This window comes from Sulfuricaulis limicola, from assembly GCF_002355735.1.
GTDB lineage: Bacteria > Pseudomonadota > Gammaproteobacteria > Acidiferrobacterales > Sulfurifustaceae > Sulfuricaulis > Sulfuricaulis limicola.
On the sequence record NZ_AP014879.1, the window covers coordinates 2,516,797 to 2,538,456 of the forward strand.

The 21,660-nt window shown below is 59.6% G+C and carries 21 protein-coding genes; 12 read left to right on the top strand and 9 right to left on the bottom strand.

The genetic code is table 11. From position 1 onward, the window contains the following. Positions 1–61 precede the first annotated feature (61 nt). A complete protein-coding gene (locus SCL_RS12175; protein WP_096361453.1) occupies positions 62–502 on the bottom strand; it encodes a molybdenum cofactor biosynthesis protein MoaE in 441 nt (146 codons plus the stop codon). Next, positions 499–735: a MoaD/ThiS family protein gene (locus tag SCL_RS12180; RefSeq protein ID WP_096361454.1), complete on the bottom strand. Its 237-nt coding sequence runs from the start codon at positions 733–735 to the stop codon at positions 499–501. Before SCL_RS12180 ends, SCL_RS12175 begins: the two co-directional genes overlap by 4 nt. A 343-nt stretch (positions 736–1,078) precedes the next feature. Between SCL_RS12180 and sat the strand changes: the two genes are divergently transcribed. From sat to SCL_RS12205, 5 genes are all read left to right on the top strand, one after another. After that, on the top strand, positions 1,079–2,296 hold the full coding sequence (sat, locus tag SCL_RS12185) for a sulfate adenylyltransferase (protein ID WP_096361455.1): 1,218 nt from the start codon (positions 1,079–1,081) through the stop codon (positions 2,294–2,296). Positions 2,297–2,384: 88 nt separating this feature from the next. Then, complete coding sequence (aprB, locus tag SCL_RS12190) at positions 2,385–2,849, top strand: adenylyl-sulfate reductase subunit beta (RefSeq protein ID WP_096361456.1); 465 nt, start codon at positions 2,385–2,387, stop codon at positions 2,847–2,849. Positions 2,850–2,924: 75 nt separating this feature from the next. Continuing rightward, entirely contained in the window at positions 2,925–4,847 is a 1,923-nt protein-coding gene (gene aprA / locus SCL_RS12195; protein ID WP_096361457.1) for an adenylyl-sulfate reductase subunit alpha, read from the top strand. A gap of 115 nt (positions 4,848–4,962) precedes the next feature. After that, complete coding sequence (locus SCL_RS12200) at positions 4,963–5,874, top strand: YkgJ family cysteine cluster protein (protein ID WP_096361458.1); 912 nt, start codon at positions 4,963–4,965, stop codon at positions 5,872–5,874. A 185-nt stretch (positions 5,875–6,059) separates the two neighbouring features. After that, on the top strand, positions 6,060–7,637 hold the full coding sequence (locus tag SCL_RS12205) for an ankyrin repeat domain-containing protein (protein WP_096361459.1): 1,578 nt from the start codon (positions 6,060–6,062) through the stop codon (positions 7,635–7,637). Between the two features lie 161 nt (positions 7,638–7,798). Here SCL_RS12205 and cspE read toward each other — a convergent pair whose 3' ends face one another. Then, complete coding sequence (gene cspE, locus SCL_RS12210) at positions 7,799–8,002, bottom strand: transcription antiterminator/RNA stability regulator CspE (protein ID WP_096361460.1); 204 nt, start codon at positions 8,000–8,002, stop codon at positions 7,799–7,801. 586 nt (positions 8,003–8,588) lie between these two features. Here cspE and SCL_RS12215 point away from each other — a divergent pair. From SCL_RS12215 to SCL_RS12235, 5 genes are all read left to right on the top strand, one after another. Continuing rightward, positions 8,589–8,846, top strand: a complete 258-nt coding sequence (locus SCL_RS12215) for an EF-hand domain-containing protein (protein ID WP_096361461.1) — start codon at positions 8,589–8,591, stop codon at positions 8,844–8,846. Positions 8,847–9,173: 327 nt separating this feature from the next. After that, entirely contained in the window at positions 9,174–9,431 is a 258-nt protein-coding gene (locus SCL_RS12220; protein WP_096361462.1) for an EF-hand domain-containing protein, read from the top strand. 259 nt (positions 9,432–9,690) lie between these two features. After that, positions 9,691–10,260 (top strand): retropepsin-like aspartic protease, encoded by a 570-nt coding sequence (locus tag SCL_RS12225; protein WP_096361463.1) that lies wholly within the window; start codon positions 9,691–9,693, stop codon positions 10,258–10,260. Between the two features lie 141 nt (positions 10,261–10,401). Next, complete coding sequence (msrA, locus tag SCL_RS12230; protein ID WP_096361464.1) at positions 10,402–11,025, top strand: peptide-methionine (S)-S-oxide reductase MsrA; 624 nt, start codon at positions 10,402–10,404, stop codon at positions 11,023–11,025. 104 nt (positions 11,026–11,129) lie between these two features. Then, complete coding sequence (locus SCL_RS12235; protein WP_096361465.1) at positions 11,130–11,696, top strand: TMEM165/GDT1 family protein; 567 nt, start codon at positions 11,130–11,132, stop codon at positions 11,694–11,696. 21 nt (positions 11,697–11,717) lie between these two features. Here the strand turns inward: SCL_RS12235 and SCL_RS12240 are convergent, their stop codons facing one another. Further along, complete coding sequence (locus SCL_RS12240) at positions 11,718–11,993, bottom strand: PilZ domain-containing protein (RefSeq protein ID WP_172426044.1); 276 nt, start codon at positions 11,991–11,993, stop codon at positions 11,718–11,720. Positions 11,994–12,086: 93 nt separating this feature from the next. Between SCL_RS12240 and SCL_RS12245 the strand changes: the two genes are divergently transcribed. Next, entirely contained in the window at positions 12,087–12,860 is a 774-nt protein-coding gene (locus SCL_RS12245) for a ceramidase domain-containing protein (RefSeq protein ID WP_148665090.1), read from the top strand. Here SCL_RS12245 and SCL_RS12250 read toward each other — a convergent pair. Beyond that, complete coding sequence (locus tag SCL_RS12250) at positions 12,850–13,269, bottom strand: CBS domain-containing protein (protein WP_197702630.1); 420 nt, start codon at positions 13,267–13,269, stop codon at positions 12,850–12,852. The two genes, SCL_RS12245 and SCL_RS12250, sit on opposite strands and share 11 nt — an antisense overlap. Positions 13,270–13,502: 233 nt before the next feature. On the opposite strand from SCL_RS12250, the gene SCL_RS12255 reads away from it, so the two are divergent. Then, entirely contained in the window at positions 13,503–14,501 is a 999-nt protein-coding gene (locus tag SCL_RS12255; RefSeq protein ID WP_096361468.1) for a zinc-dependent alcohol dehydrogenase family protein, read from the top strand. A gap of 159 nt (positions 14,502–14,660) precedes the next feature. Here SCL_RS12255 and SCL_RS12260 read toward each other — a convergent pair whose 3' ends face one another. The 4 genes from SCL_RS12260 to SCL_RS12275 form a co-directional block, all read right to left on the bottom strand. Further along, positions 14,661–16,832 (bottom strand): serine/threonine-protein kinase, encoded by a 2,172-nt coding sequence (locus SCL_RS12260; RefSeq protein ID WP_096361469.1) that lies wholly within the window; start codon positions 16,830–16,832, stop codon positions 14,661–14,663. Positions 16,833–17,233: 401 nt separating this feature from the next. Further along, positions 17,234–18,313, bottom strand: a complete 1,080-nt coding sequence (locus SCL_RS12265; protein ID WP_096361470.1) for a 3-deoxy-7-phosphoheptulonate synthase — start codon at positions 18,311–18,313, stop codon at positions 17,234–17,236. A 215-nt stretch (positions 18,314–18,528) separates the two neighbouring features. Next, positions 18,529–19,299 carry a DUF1566 domain-containing protein gene (locus tag SCL_RS14295; protein ID WP_096361471.1) on the bottom strand — a complete coding sequence of 257 codons (771 nt, stop codon included), beginning with the start codon at positions 19,297–19,299 and terminating at the stop codon, positions 18,529–18,531. Between the two features lie 156 nt (positions 19,300–19,455). Then, positions 19,456–21,615, bottom strand: coding sequence for an outer membrane protein assembly factor BamB family protein (locus SCL_RS12275; RefSeq protein ID WP_096361472.1), 2,160 nt, complete (start codon positions 21,613–21,615; stop codon positions 19,456–19,458). Positions 21,616–21,660 lie beyond the last annotated feature (45 nt).

Genomic DNA, 21,660 nt, shown 5'->3' on the forward strand with positions numbered 1-21,660 from the left:
ATGCGAACCGTGAATTTCCGGATGTGATTGGTGGCCACGGCTTCAGGTCATACCCCGTGACTTACGGCTCACCCGCCTCCGGTGTCACCCAGCGTCGTCCCTGCGGCGTCAGCTCCTGTTTCCAGAACGGCGCGCGCGTTTTCAGTTCATCGATAAGATAGCGGCAGGCGTCGAAGGCGCTGTCGCGGTGCGCCGCCCACACCGCCACGCACACGATCGGGTCGTTCGGGCGCAACTCGCCGTAACGGTGTATCAGCAGCACGTCCTCGACCGGCCAGCGCCCCTGCGCCTCCTGCGCCACTCGCTCCAGATACTTCTGCGTCATGGGCGCGTAATGCTCAAGTGTCATGGCCTGCACGGCATCGCCCTGGTTGAAATCCCGCAGCGTGCCGACGAACACCGCGGTGGCGCCGAACTTGCCGGCCAGCGCCGGCTGCCCGGACTGATGGCGCGCGATCTCCTGCCACGGGTCGAAGGCGCGGTCCGTGAGCCGGATTTTCACCACCCACCCCCGGTCACCGGCGGGAAGAACGCCACTTCATCGCCGTCGCGCACCGGCTGATCCGGCCGCGCGTATTCCATGTTCACCGCCACCAGCGTGTTGCGGGGCAGCGGCATGCCGGCGGATTTGCTCCATACATCCGCGGCGCAGCTAATACCCTTGCTATCGATGGTGTCTTGTTCTTTCCCCAGCTTTTCGCGAATGCTGGCAAAAAACCTGACTGTAATACTCATGATTTCTCTCCCGCCTGGGAATTACCCCCGCAAAGGATGGACGCCACGGCAAACTGCGATAGAATAGCCGGCCTCCCTAAAGGGCCCGCTGCGGGTTCGCCGGCACCGGCGCAACGCTCCGTGGCATGGGCAGCCCTCGTTTCCGGGGATCGACGCAACATCACCCACCGTAAATAAGTGAAACTTATGAGCGGTCCCAGTAATTCTGATTGGGTTTGCTGACGGCAACACTATAGAGTTTCGCGGCTCGGTTGTCAGGTCGTCATAATTTCAATCATAAATCCGGCATGAAGGGGAAGCATGTTCCCGTTTATGTCCAAATGCACAAAGCAGGGCGATAACCATGTCTAAACTTGTCAATCCACACGGCGGCGGCGAACTCAAACCATTGCTCCTCCAGGGCGCGGCGCTCACTGAAGAAAAGAAGCGCGCGCAGACCTTACCGAAAGTAAAAATCACCTCACGCGAGACCGGCGATGTCATCATGATGGGCATCGGCGGCTTCACCCCGCTCGCCGGGTTCATGACCAAGGCCGACTGGCAGGGCGTGTGCGACGGCATGAAGATGGCCAACGGCCTGTTCTGGCCGATCCCGATCACGCTCTCCACCGACAAGGCCACCGCCGACGGCATCAAGACCGGCGCCGAAGTGGCGCTCGCGGACAGCGAGTCGGGCGAGATCCTGGCCACCATGAAGGTCACCGAGAAATACGCCATCGACAAGGCGCACGAGTGCATGCAGGTCTACAAGACCACCGACATGGCACATCCCGGCGTCAAGATGGTGATGGAACAGGGCGAGATCAATCTCGCCGGTCCGGTGAAGGTGCTTTCCACCGGTACGTTCAAGCAGGAATACGGCGATCAGTTCATGACCCCGGCCGAAACCCGCGCCCTGTTCCAGAAGATGGGCTGGTCCAAGGTCGCCGCCTTTCAGACCCGCAACCCGATGCACCGCAGCCACGAGTACCTCGCCAAGATCGCCATCGAGACCATGGACGGCGTGCTGGTTCACTCGCTGCTCGGCGCGCTCAAGCCCGGCGACATCCCGGCCGAGGTGCGTTCCGAGGCCATCTCGGTGCTGGTCAAGAACTACTTCGCCCCCAACACCGTCATCCAGGCCGGCTATCCGCTGGACATGCGCTACGCCGGTCCGCGCGAGGCGCTGCTGCACGCCCTGTTCCGCCAGAACTACGGCTGCTCGCACCTGATCGTCGGCCGCGACCACGCCGGTGTGGGTGACTACTACGGCCCGTTCGACGCGCAGAAGATCTTCGACGAAATCCCGAAGGACGCGCTCGAAACCAAGAACATGAACATCGACTGGACCTTCTGGTGCAAGAAGTGCGGCGGCATGGCCTCGCAGCGAACCTGCCCGCACACCAAGGATGACCGCATCCTGCTGTCCGGCACCAAGGTGCGCGCCATGCTCTCGGAAGGCCAGGATCTGCCGGTCGAGTTCAGCCGCCCGGAAGTGGCCAAGGTGCTGCAGAAGTACTACGCCAGTCTCACCGCCGAGCAGAACGTCAAGGTGGAGCTGAAGGGTCATTCGGCCCGATAGATTTTTGAAACAATAGTCAGAAACAAAAGTTCGTTAACCGTCTTAAACCGTTTTTTAATTGCAACCTTAAGCTAGATGGAGTGACACCATGCCAACATTCGTACGTACCGACAAATGCGATGGCTGCAAGGGTCAGGACAAGACCGCCTGCATGTACATCTGCCCCCACGACCTGATGAAGCTCGACAAAGACGGTTCCGAAACCGGCCATGCGATGAAGGCCTGGAACCAGGAGCCGGAGCAGTGCTGGGAATGCTATTCCTGCGTGAAGATCTGCCCGCAACAGGCGATCGAGTGCCGGCATTACGCCGACGTCGTCCCCCTCGGCGGTTCCGTGCAGCCGCTGCGTGGCACCGACTCGATCATGTGGACCATCAAGTTCCGCAACGGCAACATCAAGCGCTTCAAGTTCCCGATCCGCACCACGCCGGAAGGCTCCATCAAGCCGTACGACGGCAAGCCCAATGCCGACGTCAGCAAGATCGACGAGATCGAGTTCTACTCGGCCAACAGCATCCACAAGACGGATCGCAGCCAGCTGGTAAGCGGTTAATCTCAACTAACCGGTCGATCGGCCACGAGGGGACGAGTGCCCCGGCCCGATCGCCGAATACAGAAGGTGAACATCATGGCAGAAGGAACATTTGGAAATCCGCAGGTCGTTGAGGAAGAAGTCGACATCCTCATCATCGGCGGCGGCATGGCCGCTTGCGGCGCCGCGTATGAAATCGGACGTTGGACCGAGGCCGCCAAGGCCAAGGGTCACAACATCAAGGTGAAGCTCGTGGACAAGGCCGCGCTCGACCGCTCCGGCGCCGTGGCGCAGGGTCTGTCCGCCATCAACACCTATTGCGGCGAGAACGATCCGGCCGACTACGTGCGTTACGTGCGTAACGACCTGATGGGCATCATCCGCGAAGACCTGGTGTACGACGTCGGCCGTCACGTGGACGACTCGGTGCATCACTTCGAGGAATGGGGCCTGCCGGTGTGGAAACAGCCGGGCGACGAAGGCAAGCCGCTGACCGCAGGCGGCAAGCCGGTGCGTTCGGGCAAGTGGCAGATCATGATCAACGGCGAATCCTACAAATGGATCGTCGCCGAAGCCGCGAAGAAGGCCCTCGGGATGGAAAACATCCAGGAGCGCATCTTCATCGTGCGCCTGGTCAACGACAAGAACGACCCGAACCGCGTGGCCGGTGCCGCCGGTTTCTCGGTGCGCGAGAACAAGCTCTTCATCTACAAGTTCAAGGCCTGCCTGCTGGTGTGCGGCGGCGCGGTGAACGTGTTCCGTCCCCGCTCCGTCGGTGAAGGCACGGGCCGCGCCTGGTACCCGGTGTGGAACGCCGGTTCGACCTACTCGATGGCGGCCGAGGCCGGTGCCGAGCTGACCATGATGGAAAACCGTTTCGTGCCGGCCCGCTTCAAGGACGGCTACGGTCCGGTGGGCGCCTGGTTCCTGCTGTTCAAGGCCAAGGTGATGAACGGCGCGGGCGAGGACTACAACGCCCTGCGCGGCAGCATCATCAAGGACGAGAAGCGCTTCGGCAAATACGGCATGGGCATTCCGGGCACCTGCCTGCGTAACCACATCATGCTGCAGGAAATGCGCGATGGCCGCGGCCCGATCATGATGGACACGCCGACCGCCCTCGCCAACCTGGCGAAGAACATGACCCCGAAGGAAGTGCAGCACCTGCTGGCGGAAGCCTGGGAAGACTTCCTCGACATGACCATCGGCCAGTGCGGCATCTGGGCCGGCGAGAACATCGAGCCGGACAAGAAGCCCTCCGAAATCATGCCGACCGAGCCGTACCTGCTGGGTTCGCATTCCGGCTGCGCCGGCATCTGGGTCTCCGGTCCGACCGACGTCGGTGCCCCGAAGGAGTGGAGCTGGGGCTATCGCTCCATGACGACCGTCAAGGGTCTGTTCACCGCCGGTGACGGCGTGGGCGCCTCCGGTCACAAGTTCTCCTCCGGTTCGCACGCCGAAGGCCGTATCGCCGCCAAGGCCATGGTCAAGTTCGTGATGGACAACAAGGACTGGAAGCCCGAAATGGGGCGCACGGTGCAGGAACTGGTGGAAGAGATCTACCGTCCGGTGAAGACCTATCTGGAGCACAAGGACTACACCACGGCGATCGACATCAACCCGCACTACATCACGCCCAAGATGCTGCAGTTCCGTCTGCAGAAGATCATGGACGAGTATTGCGCGGGAGTGGCGACCTACTACCAGACCAACGCCAAGCTGCTCGAGATCTGTGAAGCCAAGCTGGAGATGCTGAAGGAAGACTCCCTGAAGATGCGCGCCAAGGACCTGCACGAGCTGCTGCGCGCGTGGGAGAACTACCACCGCATCCTCACCGCCGAGGCGCACATGAAACACATCCAGTTCCGTGAAGAGACGCGTTATCCGGGCTTCTACTACCGCGCGGATTTCAACTTCATCGACGACGAAAACTGGAAGTGCTTCGTGAACTCGAAGTACGACCGCAACACGCACAAGTGGGAAATCAAGAAAGTCCCGTACGTGCAGCTGGTCAAGTAATCAGTCGGTAACGCAGCAAATGAAGGGGTCCAGGGAAACCCGGGCCCCTTTGTCTTTAGCGAGACAGGTTTAAAATACCGGCGGGACCCCCGCCGGCCGTATTCGAGGTGATGCCATGAGCGAGAATTTCAACGACCCCACGATCAAGGATCCGCGCCCGTCGAGCCCGGTGGTCCCGATCAAGCTCGGGCTGGACGACAGCTTCCAGTTCCGCTGCCGCAAGGGCATCGCCTGCTTCAACAAGTGCTGCCAGAACATCAACATCATGCTCACGCCCTACGACATCCTGCGGCTGAAAAACCGCCTCGGGCTGACCTCGGCGGAGTTCCTGGAGAAGCACACGGTCACGTTCGACATGGACGCGCACGGTATCCCCGGCATCCGCATGCAGACCAAGCCCGGCACCGCCGAGTGCCAGTTCCTCACGCCCGAGGGCTGCGGCGTGTACGAAGACCGCCCGGCGGCCTGCCGCTATTACGCTCTCGGCGCCACCACCATGCGCGCCAAGGATTCAGCCGCACCGGAGGAATTCTATTTTGTGGTGAAGGAAGAGCACTGTCTCGGCCACGATGAGCCGCGCACGCTGTCCGTGCGCGAATACCGGCAGGAACAGGGCGTGGAGCAGTACGACGAGATGACCCGGGAATGGCGCGAGATCATCCTCAAGAAGCGCTCCTCGGGGCCGACCGTGGGCGCGCCGTCGCAGAAGAGCATGGATCTGTTCTACATGGCGAGCTACGACCTCGACAATTTTCGCGTGTTCATCGCCAGCCCGTTCTTCCACGACGTCTATGACATCGAGCCGGCCTACTTTCAGAAGCTGCTGACCGAGGAGACGGAACTCCTGCAATTCGCCGCGCGCTACCTCAAGCAGGTGCTGTTCGGCGAAAACACCATCCCCGAGAAACCGGATGCGATCGAGAAGCGCCGGAAGCGCCGCGAGGAGATCATGGCGAAGCAACGCGAGCAGATGCGCCGGGACATGGAAAAGGACATGGAGAACGAGATCGACTCGCCCTCAGATTAGCAACTTCTCCCTTTCCCTTTACAGGAGAAGGTGGTGGCTGAGCGGCATTAACAAGGCAACCGCGGACTCGCTGTATTGCTCGGTACGCCGACACGGGATGCAAAAAACCGCGATCACCAGCGCGAAAGTGAATGGTGTCGGTCCTCAGGTTCATGGATAGACTATGATCCTGGTTGAACCATTCCATGTCGCCAATAATGAAATCATTACCGCTATTCTGGCTTTCAGCCATTATTACCAGCACTCCAGCGCAAGCATTTGATGTAGATGCGGCATTTGGCACACCTGGAACCAGCGCTAACGTCAAAATCAGCGGCCAGGTATTGGAAGAAAACAAATCTTTGCCACTCCCCGATGCCACCTTACTTGTAACTTGGCAGGCATCGACACACGGCTTCCATAGCACGAACTACATCTGCTTACGCGCAGATGCGACCCAGACCGACACGAATGGCCAGTTTGAAATCGAGGCCGAGGTGGACGATGTCTTTCGGCGCGGACTATTCAATCAATATCTCAATATCCATATCCATAAAGATGGCTGGATGGATGGCGTATCCGGCAACAATGAAGATGGTCGCTCATTTAGAATTGAGTCCACACAGAAACGCCTGTCTCTGCAAGCTGCGTTAAATGGCGGGGTACTTACTCTGCGGAACCTGGACTTAACCGTTGGACTGATTCCCTCCACGCTAGACGCACATGATCGAGTGCGTTACCTCTATAAGGCGTCAATTCTCCAAGTTCAGTGCGAAACGATAGGCAATACTGCCTTGATCCAGAGCTATTGGAAGGCTTTAGCCACTGAAGCCAACCGACTGGCAAAATCAAAATACGAAAAATCACTTGCAAAAAATATAAGCGCACGGGTCGACCGACCGATTATTCCCTACAAACAGGGGCAAAATGCCCAACCAATAACTTATCCCGCAATACTAAACCAGCTCGACGATGACGATCCTGATAGTCGAGATCATCAAGACAGCACGGCATTGATGAAAGCAGCGGCCAACGGCGATGCCGCTTCGGTTTTGCGCCTACTGGAGAAAGGAGCCAATCCCAACAGAACCCGCTTTGATGGAGAGAGCGCGTTGACGATCGCCATCAACGAATACGGTTACAGAAGAAATGGACGCAAGCTGGATGGAAAAAGCCACTTGGGAGTCATCGAAGCACTTCTTCGGAATGCTGCAACCGACCCGGATATTCGTGCCCGGCGCGGGGATCGCACCCCGCTCATGAAAGCGCTGGAGCACGGCCAACCCGACGTTGTATCGATGCTTCTTGATGCAGGCGCTGATCCCAACATAACCACAAAAGGAAAACAGTTCAGCGCGCTAAGCATTGCGACTAAAAAAGTGATGTCGGAAAAAAACTCGGCTGGAGTTCCCATGCCCTCCGCCACTGACCAGTTCAACATTCTTCTGACCAGCAAAAAGCTGGATATCAACATGCCAACAAGATATCTGGGCGAAACGGCGCTCATAGCAGCCGTTGCTTGGGGTAACGCTGAAATCACCAGGAAATTGTTGGCGGCGGGTGCCGATCCTAATGCTCGTGATTTGCGGGGCAATGTCCCACTCATTGTCGCAACAGAGGGTGCTATCGGAAATCCCACAAGCAAAAAACATGTAGAAACCGTCAAAGTCCTGGCGAATGCAGATGGAATCCAGATAGAAGCCGCATATAAAGATAAAACTGCCTGGCAACTGGCAACTAAAGCGAATCGCCGCGACTTGTTGCAGATATTAAAGCGACAATAGTTTGGGAATTCTCGCGTACGATGAGCCAGGCCAACATCAGTTTATTGGCGCGCGGCCAGTCTATGGACTCGCTGGATAATTTCCTCTTTCCTGTATGCAAAAAAAAGACCCCGCCTTTCGGCGGGGTCTTCACTTCAGAACCTGCTTTCGCAGAACTGAAATTAGGCCGGCTGAACGTTCGCCGCCGACGGACCCTTGGGGCCGTCCTGCAGTTCGAATTTCACCTGTTGGCCTTCGGCCAGCGATTTAAAACCGCTGCCCTGGATGGCGGAGTGATGCACGAAGACATCCTTGCTGCCATCTGACGGGGTGATGAAGCCGAAGCCTTTGGCGTCGTTGAACCACTTTACTGTTCCTGTATTCACGAAAATACCTCTATTGGTTGAATTGCGATGTTTTGCAGTTCATTCCTGAAAGCGATCGCGGGAGTTGCTGCCGAAGAAACTGGGAGGAACTACCGAACTGTCTGCAAGAAGTGCGCTGCAACCCGGGCACTATACAGGAGTGGGGGTGAATAGCGAGGATTATTTTAGCCGCTTGGGACGGCATATTTGTCCGCGGGCGCTCTACCCCTACGGCCTTGGCGTCATTCCCTCGGGGGCGGGAATCCGGCTCTTTATCGAATCGCCTTGGCCGCGTAAACACCATGCGGTTCCCGGCATGCATCCAGGACGCGGCGACGGAGTGTCAGCAACTGCGCCCTATTTGCCGGTTTCTAAAGCTCTGCCAATGAAATTGCGCGCCAATCAATCCGTTTAATGTACGCCATCACACAGACCCGGCCAGGTGTTTGGGCGAGGATAATCAACGTCTGATCCTTGCAAGTCAGGTGTTTTTCCGCCAAAGGCCAATCGGGTCAAGTTGTAAACACCCTCGACAGTCTTGTTATGTAATGCGCCGTCTTTTTTTGTGAAGCGGTTTTGATTATCCATTCGATAAAGGAGTTTTTTTATGAAGAAGCAACACATCCTCGCTGCACTGACGTTGATCACAGTCTCCGGTTTGGTCTGGGCCGGAGCCGACAAGGCCACGTTCCAGAATCTGGATACGAACAATGATGGCCAAATCACTCTTGACGAGGCGAACAAATCGTCTGAGGTCAAGGCCAGGTTTACTCAAGCCGATGCCAACAAGGACGGCAGACTCGATGCGGCAGAGTTCTCCGCATTGGAAGCCATCCCAAAAGAATCGCCGATGGAAATCAAGTAACGACGATTCCTTCTCCCGCGTGAGCGGTCTACGCCCCATTCTCGCTGTCGCGGGGATGGGGTTTTTCTTTTCCCCCTCATCACCAACAACACTTGCGCCCAGTGCACGCGGCAAATCAATACGATTGATGCCTTAAAAATTCACAGAATTAAGCCTGATAAACCAAGAGAACATATGTTCGATAACCCACACTGGTAACCGCCGATCAGGATCGGCAGGCCGCCAATCGGGGCAAATGGAAACCTTTGCCGTGAGTCTGGTACTAATAGAACGCTTCATTAATTCAAGGAAGCAGTTCAAATATTTCACACGACAAAGGAGGTTACCATGATGAAGAAACACACACTTGCTGCATTGGGACTGATGGCGGTTTCGGGTTTGGCATGGGCCGCAGGTGGCGCGGCTTCGTTCCAGGATCTGGATACGAACCGCGACGGCCAGATCACGCTGGATGAGGCCAAGAAATCACCCGAGGTCAAGGCCAGGTTCACCCAGGCTGATGCCAACAAGGACGGCAAGCTCGATGCGGCGGAATTTTCCGCGATCGAAACCGCGCCGCAGTCCGCACCGCAACCGATGAAGTAACATCTGTATCTCCCCCTGGAAGTAACAGTCTGTATTTCCCCCTGTACGGGGGATGTGTACCCCATTCCCCGCATGCGGGGAATGGGTTTTTTCCTGCCCTGTTACCTTAAAAATGCGGTATCTGTGAACTAAATGGGTGACGCTGCGCGTCACTTGCTTGATCTTTGTATAGGCTTCCGCTATTTCATATAAATGTGTTGTGAATTTCGCAACGCAGCACGCCACAGGTCGCTAACCGGCGTGGACCATATGGAGAAGCATGTCTTTATCCGCGTTACATTATCCCTGTCTGGCCCTTGGGCTGACCCTGGTTTCACCCTCTGTTCTGGCGGGTGATTTCAACGTCACAGTGCCCATGCATGACAAGGGATTGGCGACCTATTACGTACACGCTCAAGTCGCCGATCTTGGCGCCAGCGAATTCATGGTCGATACCGGCTCGGGCTATCTGACCATCAACGAACAAACGCTGTTTGCCCTGCAGGAGCGCAAGCAGGCTCAGTACGTGAAGGAGCTGCGCGCGATCCTGGCCAACGGCACCGAACTGATTATTCCGGTCTATGCGATCAACCAGCTGCGTATCGGCAACTGCACCATCCGCAACGTCGAGGCGGCAGTGTTCCCGGCACGTACGCGCCAGATTCTCGGCCTCTCCGCGCTCAACAAGGCCGCCCCGTTCACCTTCTCCGTTGATCCGCCCGAACTGGTGCTGAGCAACTGCGTCCAGACAGCTGATGCGCCGGTGGCGCAGCCAGTCTTGGCCGAGGCCAGCGCCACGGAACCCGCCGTTCCATCAACAAGCACAGGCGCCGCCCCGCTTCGTCCCTGACGAACGTTCCGATTAACCCGGCATGAAGCCAAAAGCCGCCCGATGGGCGGCTTTTTTGTTTCCGGCCGGCAATCTGCCTGGCAACCATTGGCTCCAAGACGGGTCATAAAGCCCACCAGCCAATTCAACAAGAGACTCCCCATGCGCAAGCGATTATCGAAGTTTGTCTCCGTTCTGGCCGGGTTGACGCTGGGCGTGGCGCTGGCGGCAACGGCGGCGGAACCGGCAGCGAAGGGAAAAGCCGCGACCGCCACGGCGGTATTTGCCGGCGGCTGCTTCTGGTGCATGGAACCGCCGTTCGACGCGCTGCCGGGCGTGGTGGCGACCACCTCGGGTTATACCGGCGGACAGAAACAAAACCCGACCTACGAGCAGGTTTCGGCGGGCGACACCGGGCATGTCGAGGCCGTGCAGATCACCTACGACCCGAAGCTGATCAGTTACGAAAAACTCCTGGAAGTATTCTGGCGCAACGTCGATCCGCTCGACAAGGGCGGACAATTCTGCGATCGCGGCAGCACCTACACCACCGCGATCTTCGTTCAGAACCAGGAGGAGCGAAAACTTGCGGAGCAGTCAAAAGCGGCGATCGATAAGAAACTCGGCAAGCCCGTCGTCACCGCCATTCGCGCGGCCGCGACCTTCTATCCTGCCGAGGAGTACCATCAGAACTATTACCAGAAAAATCCGCTGCGCTATAAATACTACCGCTACTCCTGCGGACGCGATCAGCGACTTGAGCAGCTCTGGGGCAAGAAGGAATAACGCATACAGGCCACCATCCGGAATTCACCCGAACCACCGTATCAATCGCGATTGATACCGGCTGGCGGCACAGGTAGGATGCGGCTCCTTTTCAGGAACTGCCCATGGAAGCCCTGTTGTTCTCCACCGCGATCGTCGCGCTCGCCGAAATGGGCGACAAGACGCAGCTGCTTTCCTTCGTGCTGGCGGCGCGGCTCAAACGCAAACTGCCCATCATTCTCGGGATTCTTTTCGCGACGCTCGCCAACCACTTCCTGGCGGGCTATTTCGGTACCTGGCTCGCGAGCCAGCTGTCGCCAGGGATTCTCAAATGGATCATCGCGCTTTCGTTTTTCGCCTTCGGCGTCTGGGCGCTCAAGCCCGACAAGCTGGAGGACGACCGGCCGCTGCACGGCGCCGGCGTGTTCATGACCACGCTGATTGCTTTCTTTTTCGTGGAAATGGGCGACAAAACCCAGCTCGCCACCGTGGCACTGGCGGCGCGCTACGAGTCGCTGGTAGCCGTGGTCCTCGGGACCACGCTGGGCATGATGATCGCCAATATCCCGGCTGTCTGGCTGGGCGAGACGCTGGCGCATCGGGTCAACATGAAGCTGATGCGCTGGTTCGCTGCCGGCCTTTTCGTGGCACTGGGTTTGCTGGCCTTGTATGCCGGCGAGAACGCCCCTTGAACGGCTGACGCGAGCGGACCGCTAGAAGTCGAAATCGAGGAACTGCAGGGCCATGCCTTCCTCGGTCACGCGCACGATACGGGCCGAAATGGTAGATATCTCCTCACCCCACAAGATGCCGGGCATGCGCAAGGACACCACCCGCCCCACGGGCAGACACAGTTCTTTTTTCAGAAGCAGAAACGCACCCTGTTTGCTGAGGTCACGGGTGCGGAGTTTGAGCTTGCCGAGATTCGGTGGATCAAGTATTTCAACGGTGAGCGATACTTCCTGACGCTCCTGAACACGCCTCTCCAAAATGCCCCCTTCTTATTGTCGTAGTATCGTTTAACCTTAACAGGCTTTTGGGGGTTTTCTAGTCAGATTGCCTTGATCATCGGGAAGAATTGCATGAACCGGACCCAGTTCATTAATTCCGCTCAACGCGCCCTTCTGATTATTTTTTCAGCAATCGCGGCGCTGGTGGCCGTTTGGCTGCTGCCGCCGATCGCGCAGGATCCGGCCTATCACGATTTCGCCGACCGTCGCGGCCTGCTCGGCATTCCCGGCTTTCTCAACATCATCACCAATCTCGCGTTCCTCGCCGTGGGTGTTGCCGGCATCCTGCTGTGCACGGCGCGAGAAGGCCTGGGGGCACGCCGGGCGTGGCTCACCTGTTTCACCGGCATCACGCTGGTGGCGCTGGGCTCGAGCTACTATCACCTCGCACCCGACAACGGCACGCTGGTGTGGGACCGGCTGCCGATGAGCATCGGCTTCATGGCGCTGTCGGTCGCGGTGCTGGCCGATCATGTGAATCCGCGGCTGGAAAAAATCCTGCTCGCGCCGGCAATCGTGCTCGGGCTCGCGAGCGTGATTTACTGGCATTACACCGACGACCTGCGGCCGTACGTGCTGGTGCAATTCCTGCCCCTGCTCCTGCTGCCGGCAGTGCTGGCCCTGTACCGCGGCGCGCAGCAGGACCGCGGCTTCCTGCTGGCGGCGCTCCTGATTTACGCGCTGTCGAAGCTGGCCGAACATTTCGACCGCGTGCTGTTCACGCTGACCGGCGAGATCGTCAGCGGCCACTCGCTGAAACATCTGCTGGCGGCGCTGGCGCTGTTTGTCATTTACTGGATGCTGCGGCGGCGCTCCCGGCCGGCGGAATCCGCCGTCAGCTCGTGACGTATTTCGTGAGCTGGCGGATCAGTTCCTCCTTTTCCTCCAGCAACAGCACCAGCAGGTCGCGCAGCGAAATGATTCCGACGAAGGCATCCTTGTCGTAGACCATGAGGTGGCGGCACTGGTGCCGCTTCATGAGTTCGATGCACTTCTCGCCGGTCTCGTCCGGCGCCACCCGCGGCACCATGGTGCGCATGACGTCCTTGATTTTGACCTGGTCCGGGTCGCGGCGCTCGCGGATGACGTGGCTGGCCAGGTCGCGCTCGGTGAACAGGCCGATGACCTGCGAAGCACGCGACACCACCACCGAACCGATGTGCTTCTCGACCATGAGCGTGGCCGCCTCGCGGGCGGACATGTTTTCATCCAGCAGCACCACATGGCGTTCCACCTTCTGGCTGATCATGGCCATGGCGAGACCTCCTTTTGCGGGACAGCGTGGTCGGACCTGCGGTTTCCGTTGCATCCGGCCCCGGGCCGGGTGCGGCATGGACAGATTATATGCCCGCAAACACTGGAGCCGTCCCGATCCCCGGCCGGGGTGGTACATTATTGGCGGCTTTGCGCCATTTTCGCTGGCATGGGGACAGCCGCTTCAATCCGGCGCCACATAACAGCGCCCATGAGAAAAGGAGAATTCCAGACATGAAAGCCATCGTCATGACCGCGCCCGGCGGGCCGGAAGTACTGGAGCCGCGGGACCTGCCCGAACCCAAACTCACGGGCGACAGCGACATGCTGGTGCGCGTGAAGGCCGCGGGCGTCAATCCGGTGGACACCAAGATGCGCGCCAAGCCGACGGTGTATCCGGCGCCGCTGCCGCCGGTGCTGGGCTGCGACGGCGCCGGGGTGGTGCAGGCCGTGGGCAAGTCCGTGACCGGCTTCAAGCCCGGGGATGAGGTGTATTACTGCCAGGCGCCGCATCACGACCGGCTCGGTCAGTACGCCCAATACGCGCTGGTGGATCACCGCCTGGCGGCGAGAAAACCCCGGCGCATGAGTTTCACCGACGCCGCCGCCGTGCCGCTGGTGCTGATCACCGCGTGGGAGGCGCTGCACGACCGCACCGGGATCAAGCAGTGGCACAAGGTGCTGGTGCACGCCGGCGCCGGCGGCGTCGGGCATATCGCCATCCAGCTCGCACGCCTTGCGGGCGCCGAGGTCTGCGTTACCGTCGGCTCGGCCGACAAGGCCGAGTTCGCGCGCTCGTTCGGCGCGAATCACGTAATCAACTACAAGGAAAAGAATTTTGTCGAAGACGTGCTCGACTGGACCAACGGCAAGGGTGTGGACATCGCCTTCGATACCGTGGGCGGCAGGACGCTGGCCGACACCTTTTCCGCGGTGCGGCATTACGGCGACGTCGTCACGCTGCTCGCCCCCGGCCCCGAGATCGACTGGGGCGTGCCGCGCGTGCGCAACCAGCGCCTGAGTTTCGAGCTGATGCTGATCCCGGTGTTCACCGGTCTGGGTGACGCCATGGCGCACCAGGGCGGGATCCTGCGGCGCGGCACCGAGCTGTTCGAGGCGCGCGAGTTGCGCATTCATGTCGACAAGACCTTCCCGCTGGAACGCGCCGCCGAGGCCCATGCGCTGGTCGCCTCGGGGAAAACCAAGGGCAAGGTCGTTCTGACCATCGATTAATGCAGGGTGGGCAAAAACGAAGCGTTGCGCACCGTTTGGCATATATCGGTGCGCTTCGCTAACGCTCAGCACACCCTACGGAGACTGGATTACGTCACCCCGTGGCTTGCGCCTGGGCAATACCGGCTTGAGTTTTTCGCGTACGAACCGGCCAACCCGCTATTTCCAGATCAGGATTTTGCCGTCAGCGCCGGACGTGGCGACGCGCGCCCCGTCGGATGAAACCGCGAGCACGGAAACGCCGCCATCGTGCCCGGCGAGCCGGTGAGTGACCTGGCCCTGCTCCACCTCGAGGATTTCCAGCGGTCGATCCTTTCCTCCCAGCAGCAGCCAGCGGCTGTCGGGCGTGAACTGCACCGCATTCACTTCCTCCGGCGCGTCGCGGAGCGCGCGGTCGTTGCGGTTCAACCCGGCGCCCCACAGTTTGAGCTGGTGCTGCTGGCCGCCGGCGGCGAGCCACTTGCCGTCCGGCGAATAGGCCAAGGCGCCAATGGGTACCGGCTGCGCCGGCACGTACGCCAGTTCCTTGCCGCCCGCGAGATCCCAGTACTGGATGCCGCCCTCGATGTCGCCACCGGCCAAAACACTGCCGTTGGGCGCCACCGCCAGCGCCAGAATTTCGTGTTTCGCCGGAGGCAGGTCGAATATCTTCTTATGCTCCGCCATGTCCCACAGGATCACGGCGGAATCCTTGTCCACCGTCACCAGATGGCCACCGTCGGCGGAGAACGCGAGCCGCGTGATGGCCGCCGCGTGGCCGGTCAGCTTCGCCACCGGGACGTTCATGTGCATGTCACGAATTTCCACCGCCTTCGGGTCCACGGGCAGTGCCAGCCAACGGCCGTCGGCCGACACCGCCAGCGCGCCGAGCGACGCGGCACTGGATTTGAGGCTCGACAGCAACTCGCCGGTCCCGGCTTCCCACAGGTTCACCGCGCCGTCCTCGTGGGCCACGACCAGCATGCCGTTGTCGCGCGCGAACGCGAGCGACGCCACCGGGGAGTGCGCTGCGAGCGTGAGCGCGACGGTCTTATCCGGCACGAACGGCGGGATGATTTTTTCCGGCGCCGGCCGCGACCGGACGACGCGCCGTGGCGCCGGTGTCGGCGCGGCCGTAGCGGCCGGTGTGATGCCGAGCTGCGCGTCAATGAAGCGTTTGATCTCGCGCCCGGCGTCGTAGGGCAGCTCCTGGGCGCGGTCGAACCAGGCATACAGTTCGTCCGTTTCCAGACGGCCGGTGTCGATCAGGATTTTCGCGGCGGCGATGGCCATGGCGGCAGTCGCCAGCAGGAACAGGAACGTCGATTCCAGAAAGCCGCGCCGCGGCCGCCATCGCTGCGGTTTCACAACGGCGTCGCTGATGCCGATGAAGCCGCTGCCGTGCCCCGGCGTCACCAGATTGACCGACTTTTCCTCGCGCGCCTCCTTGCCCATGAGGCCGTTTTGCAGCGCCCGCGCCGAGGCCGGGCGCTCCTCCGCCGGCAGACGCAGGGCCAGATCCACGCACTGGCGGATGTGCGCCGCGTACAGCGGGCGCTCGAAGCGCGTCGCCGGCGGCATGGGATCGGCCCGGTTCACGCCGAGGGTCTTGTGACGCTCCAGCGAATCCACCGGCTCGCGGCCGGTGATGCAGCGGTACAGCGTGGCGCCGACCGAATAGACGTCGGTAGCCGGGCCTATTTCGCCGTAGCCCGGATACTGCTCGAGCGCCGAATAGCCGCGCGTGAGCGCGATGCGGCCGGATTCCATCTTGCCGTGGCGTTGACGCGCCGAGCCGAAATCGATCAGCATGGGCTGGCCGCTGCGGCGCAGATAGATGTTGTCGGGCTTGATGTCGAGATGCAGCATGCCGGCCTCGTGCACTGCCTGCAGGCCGGTGAGGATCGGCAGGAACACGCGCAGCAGGTCGGGCTCGCTCAGGAAACCCCCGTGGCTCCGGATATAGGCCGACAGGCTTTCGCCCTCCTCGTACTCCATGGTCATGTAGGCCGTGCCGTTGGCCTCGAGGTAGCGCAGCACGCGCACGATGTAGTTGTGCTTGAAGCGCGCCAGCGCCTGCGCTTCCTTCAGGAATTCCTGCAGGCCCCACTGGTAGATCTCGGCATCGGAACCGTCACCGCCGGTGCGCGGGTGGATCGTGGAATTCTCGCCGCGTTCGGCGTAGGACTCGGGGAAATATTCCTTGATCGCGACCAGCGAGTTCAGGTTGTTGTCGTGCGCCAGATAGGTGATGCCGAAGCCGCCGTGACCCAGCACCGACTGGATGGTGTACTCGCCCAGCCGGGAGCCGACCGGCAGGGGATTATTCTTGTTCTGGACGCGGGTCTGCATGGGGCCGGGCGTGCGAAGGACGTACCTTAATAAATAGTCAGCTCCGCGCGGGGCCGCAACCTGCGGGAGCGAGAAAAAGCGAATAAAGACAGGGATTTTCGGGGCCCCCTCTCCCGCCGCCGCTTCCAACGGCTTCCCTCTCCCCCGAGGGGAGAGGGGTAGGGAGAGGGTGTCATTTTTTGAAGTAACGTAGGGTGCGCAAAAGCGAAGCGTTGCGCACCGTTCGGCGCATATCGGTGCGCTTCGCTGACGCTCAGCGCACCCTACAAAAACTGGCGCGTGGTACGCGCCCTACTCCGTCATTCCCGCGGAAGCGGGAATCCAGTCTATTAATAGTTTTTATTTAATAACCTGGACACCGGCTTCCGCCGGTGTGACGACCTTTCTTGTTGCGCACCAAATCAGCCCGGCGCCTTCCTCTTCCCCAACACCGGCTTCAGCTTCTCCCGCGCCGAGTGCAGGAGTTTTTCCGTGGTCTCCCAGCCGATGCAGGGATCGGTCACGGACACGCCGTATTTCAATTGCTTGAGGTCCGAGGGGATCGGCTGACTGCCGGCGTGCAGGTGGCTTTCCAGCATCAGCGCCACGATCGAGCGGTTGCCTTCGAGGATCTGGTTGACGCAGTTCTCCGCCACCAGCGGCTGCACCGCGGGGTCCTTGTTGGAATTGGCGTGCGAGCAGTCCACGGCGATGTTGACCGGCAGCTTGGCCTTGGCCAGCTCCTTCTCGACCAGGGCGATGGACACCGAGTCGTAGTTCGGGCGCCCGTTGCCGCCGCGCAGCACGATGTGGCCGTAGCGGTTGCCGCGGGTGCGGAACACGGCGCACTGGCCCTCCTGGTTGATGCCGAGGAAATGATGCCCGCGCGCCGCCGAGTGCAACGCGTTGATGGCAACCGTGAGGCTGCCGTCGGTACCGTTCTTGAAGCCGATCGGCGTGGACAGCCCGCTCGCCATCTCGCGGTGCGTCTGCGATTCGGTGGTGCGCGCGCCGATGGCGGTCCAGGTGATGAGGTCGGAAATATACTGCGGCGTGATCGGGTCGAGCGCCTCGGTCGAGGCCGGCAGGCCCATCTCCGCCAGGTGCAGCAACAGCTCGCGCGCCAGGTGCAGGCCCTTCTCGATATGGAAGGAATCGTCCATAAACGGATCGTTGATCAGCCCCTTCCAGCCGACGGTGGTGCGCGGCTTCTCGAAATACACGCGCATGATGAGATAGAGTGTATCGCCCACCTCGTCCGCCAGCCGCTTCAGGCGCTTGGCGTATTCATGCGCCGCCTTGATGTCGTGGATCGAGCACGGCCCGATGACCACGAACAGGCGCGGGTCCTCGCGGTCGAGGATGCGCCGCACCGTCTCGCGGCCCTGCAACACCGTCGCCTGCGCCTTCTCGGTCAGCGGCAATGCATTCTTGACCTGCTGCGGCGTCGGCAGCAGGTCCTGCGACAATACGTTTAGATTGTTAACCGGGTCTTTGGCCATGGAAAATGCCTGGGAAAGCGGGCGATTCTAGCGCGTTGGGCGCTTGATCCAAAATCGGCCAAGTAGAGTAAACAAACGATGAGGGTACGTGTCCGAGGCCTTGGAAATGGCCTATGAAGTGTTCTTGAATTGAAGTCCTCTATAGGCCAATTGCAGGCTTTCGCGCTTTGCCCGAAACCGTGGTACGTCCCCTATTGCGGAGACCCCTTTAGCAATCAAACGTGGACTTTACGTTTTGCCATTCCAAACAAACCAATCAAACCAGAACCGAACAACCACGCTGCCGCGGGAACTGGCACAGAAGAAACCGCCACACCGACATCACCCGAATGCACAGCCCATGAAAAATAGTTACTATAAAGTTTTGCGCTCATAGCTTGTTGGCCGTCACCAAGATCAAACATCCACGCATCTAATAAGTTGGGCGCATACGATGTGTCAGTCCAGTAGGGCATGGTTGACACATACAAAAATGGCCCAGTATTCGTTAGCCCCCAGCCTTGTTGCGGACTATTTCCAGAGCTGTCATATAAAGCCTTATTACCCAGTGTATCGTAATACATGCTCGCTAATTCACTGTACACCGTCGAACCACTGGTGGTTAGAACATTAAATTCACACATTCCCCCGCCATACCTGTTTAAGAGCGTACACGGTACGCCAGTATCATACACCCTTGGTAACCGCCAGCCGGTGATACCACTGATATTGAGGTTGGCAGTCCAAGTAGTGGCGTCGTACCAGTTCATAACACCATATGTGGCATAACCGCTGGTTTGGGCGTACCCCGCGTTCGCCAGCCAGGTGATGCCGAGGACAGTGTCGTAATAACCTTCGATCGTGGCGGTGTTGCCGTCAAAGTCACGAGCTTGCAACGTGGTTTCCCAGGTGCCCTGGCCGCTCACGGATGCGGCAGGGGCGATCGTTGAAGCGCTCAACGCAACAACGAAAATGGCAGTAACTGCCCAACGATGATGGAAATGCATGGAACTACCTCCTGGTCGTTACTCATTAGTTTTTGTTGTGTAGTAATTTTAGGGCATGTAGCCCTGTCACGAACCCTGCTTCGCTACGCTCGCTCGTCTTGCCCAATACCAGTTCGGGTGGCGAGGCGAGCGAACAGGATTGCGACACCGCAACAATCAGGGTCCGGAAAGTTTCCAAGCCGTCAGGACGTTGCCTGCCGGGACCACCAGATATCCTTCACCGGCGCCGATACCTGTGTGCGGCTGCGAAACGTTATGTTCGTCTGGCCCGAGTATCGAAGCGCCGGCGTTTCCTTCCCAGAGACTGGCTCCGTTCGTGATGTTCCGGGCGTAAACCTTCCCAGAACCGGATCCGACGATGACAGCTTCGTTGACAACGATCGGGGCTGAGACGAGCCGTCCATCGCCAGCAAAACTCCAAAGCAGGTTGCGCGAGGCCAGATTGATGGCTTGAAGAACCCCATCGTTCAGGATAAAGCCGGTGGTCGTCCCAAGCGCCGGTATGGGACCCACCTGGAAGGTACCGACATTGAAAGTGCCAACCTGTGTGCCGTTTGTAGCGTCGTAAATTTGGCCAAACGGTGAATTAAAATCGATGAAATCCCTCACGTACAACAGTCCATTGGCATAGGCTGATGTTTTGCCTCCTCCCCCTGAGCATGGCCCCGAGTAGTGCCACAGTGAATCACCTGTAATTGGGTCGAATTTATAAACCTGGCACGGGTACGAGACAAAAACGCCATCGCTGGATACGGCCGGCGAACTTTGCTGGCCATTCGCGACCCCGGCAGTCCAAAGTACATTGCCGCTCGCCTCGTCGACGGCATACAGAGTACCGCCTGAGCCGGAGCCACCCACATAAACGATCCCGTTTACCGCAGTGGGCGGCGAGTCAAACCAGTATTGATTTTCCGGCATCTGCTTGCTCCAACCCGGGGCTCCCGTCGTGGCATCGAAGGATCGCAACAGGCCATCGAAATTGATGACGAATAGCTTGCCATGATCGTAGGCGGCAGCAGACCAACCGTAGGTGCCTGAGATCGCCACAGGACCCCCCCAGAGAATGGCGCCGTTCTGTGCATCAAGGGCGTACAACGACGTTCCATACATGACCCCGCCCGTGCCCGACGTGGTCACATATACCTTTCCACCCGCAATCAGCGGATATGAAATGGCGCCGTTGAGGGTGACGGACCAAGCCGGGCTGTTCGGGAACGTAATGGAGTATGGGAACACTGCCCTGCCGGAATGCGCATAGTCGATCTGGTAGGTAACCGATTGGCTCAGAGGTGGAGCCGGCGACGGGGTCGGCTGGAAAACATTCACCAACGTGGATCCCGAAATACTCCCGAGCGTTGCCGTGACAGTCGTGGAACCGTAGCTCAGCCCGGATACCAGGCCGGTGGTGCTGACCGTCGCCTTGACGGGATCGGACGATTGCCAGCTGACCTGCGCTGTCAGGTCCTGGGTGCTGCCATCCGAGTAGCTGCCGGTAGCCGTGAGTTGCTTTGTCTTCCCGACCGTAACGGTCGGGTTGTCCGGCGTCATGGCGATCGACTGAAGTGTTGGTGCTGCGGGTGGCCTCGCGTTGATGACAGTGATGGGAACATAATTGAAACCACCGATGATGAGACCTGAATCTGGATACGCATTGGGTATCTCTACCAGGTCCATGAGGCCGACAATCAGGAGACGATTTCCGGTCGTCAGACTCCAGGGGAAGATGGTATAGGACGTCGTTGTCGTAGGCAGGATTTGTATGGAACCGTATGGCCATACCAATTCGCCGTTCGTGTCAAAAACACCGAGGGCGTACAGCGATGTTGTTGTCGGCGCCACCCCGGACCAGGCCGCCAGGTTTGATTCGGTCGATACCCAGGTGGCATCCGTGAGCGGGCTGGTAATCGCAGGATAGGAACTGAATTGGGTGGCGGTAGAAGTGTAGGTAGTGCTGCCAACCGTAACGCTCAGCGTAATGCTGCTTCCGGGGTTTACAGAAATCCCTCCCTCGTAATCCTGACCGGCAGGAACGTAGGCGAGGGGCACGCCGTTCACGGAGACACTGGCATTGGTGATCGGTTCCCCGGTGGTGCTGTCCAGGACAGCGACAGAGGCTTCGCTATTGAAGCCGGCTGGAACAAATCCAGCTGGTGGAACATTCGTCTCGGGAAAACTGAGAACGGCTGCAAGAATGTATGGCGCCGTGGCAGTGGAAGAATCCCCTCCACCTCCGCCGCCCCCACTGCCGCAGGCAGCAAGAAAGAGGCAGGACACGACGGCTGCGATTCGCAGAAACATCAGGCGGGCACCAAACATGGACGCACCTCCTCCACCTTTATTATTCGTTTGGCAGCGTGTACT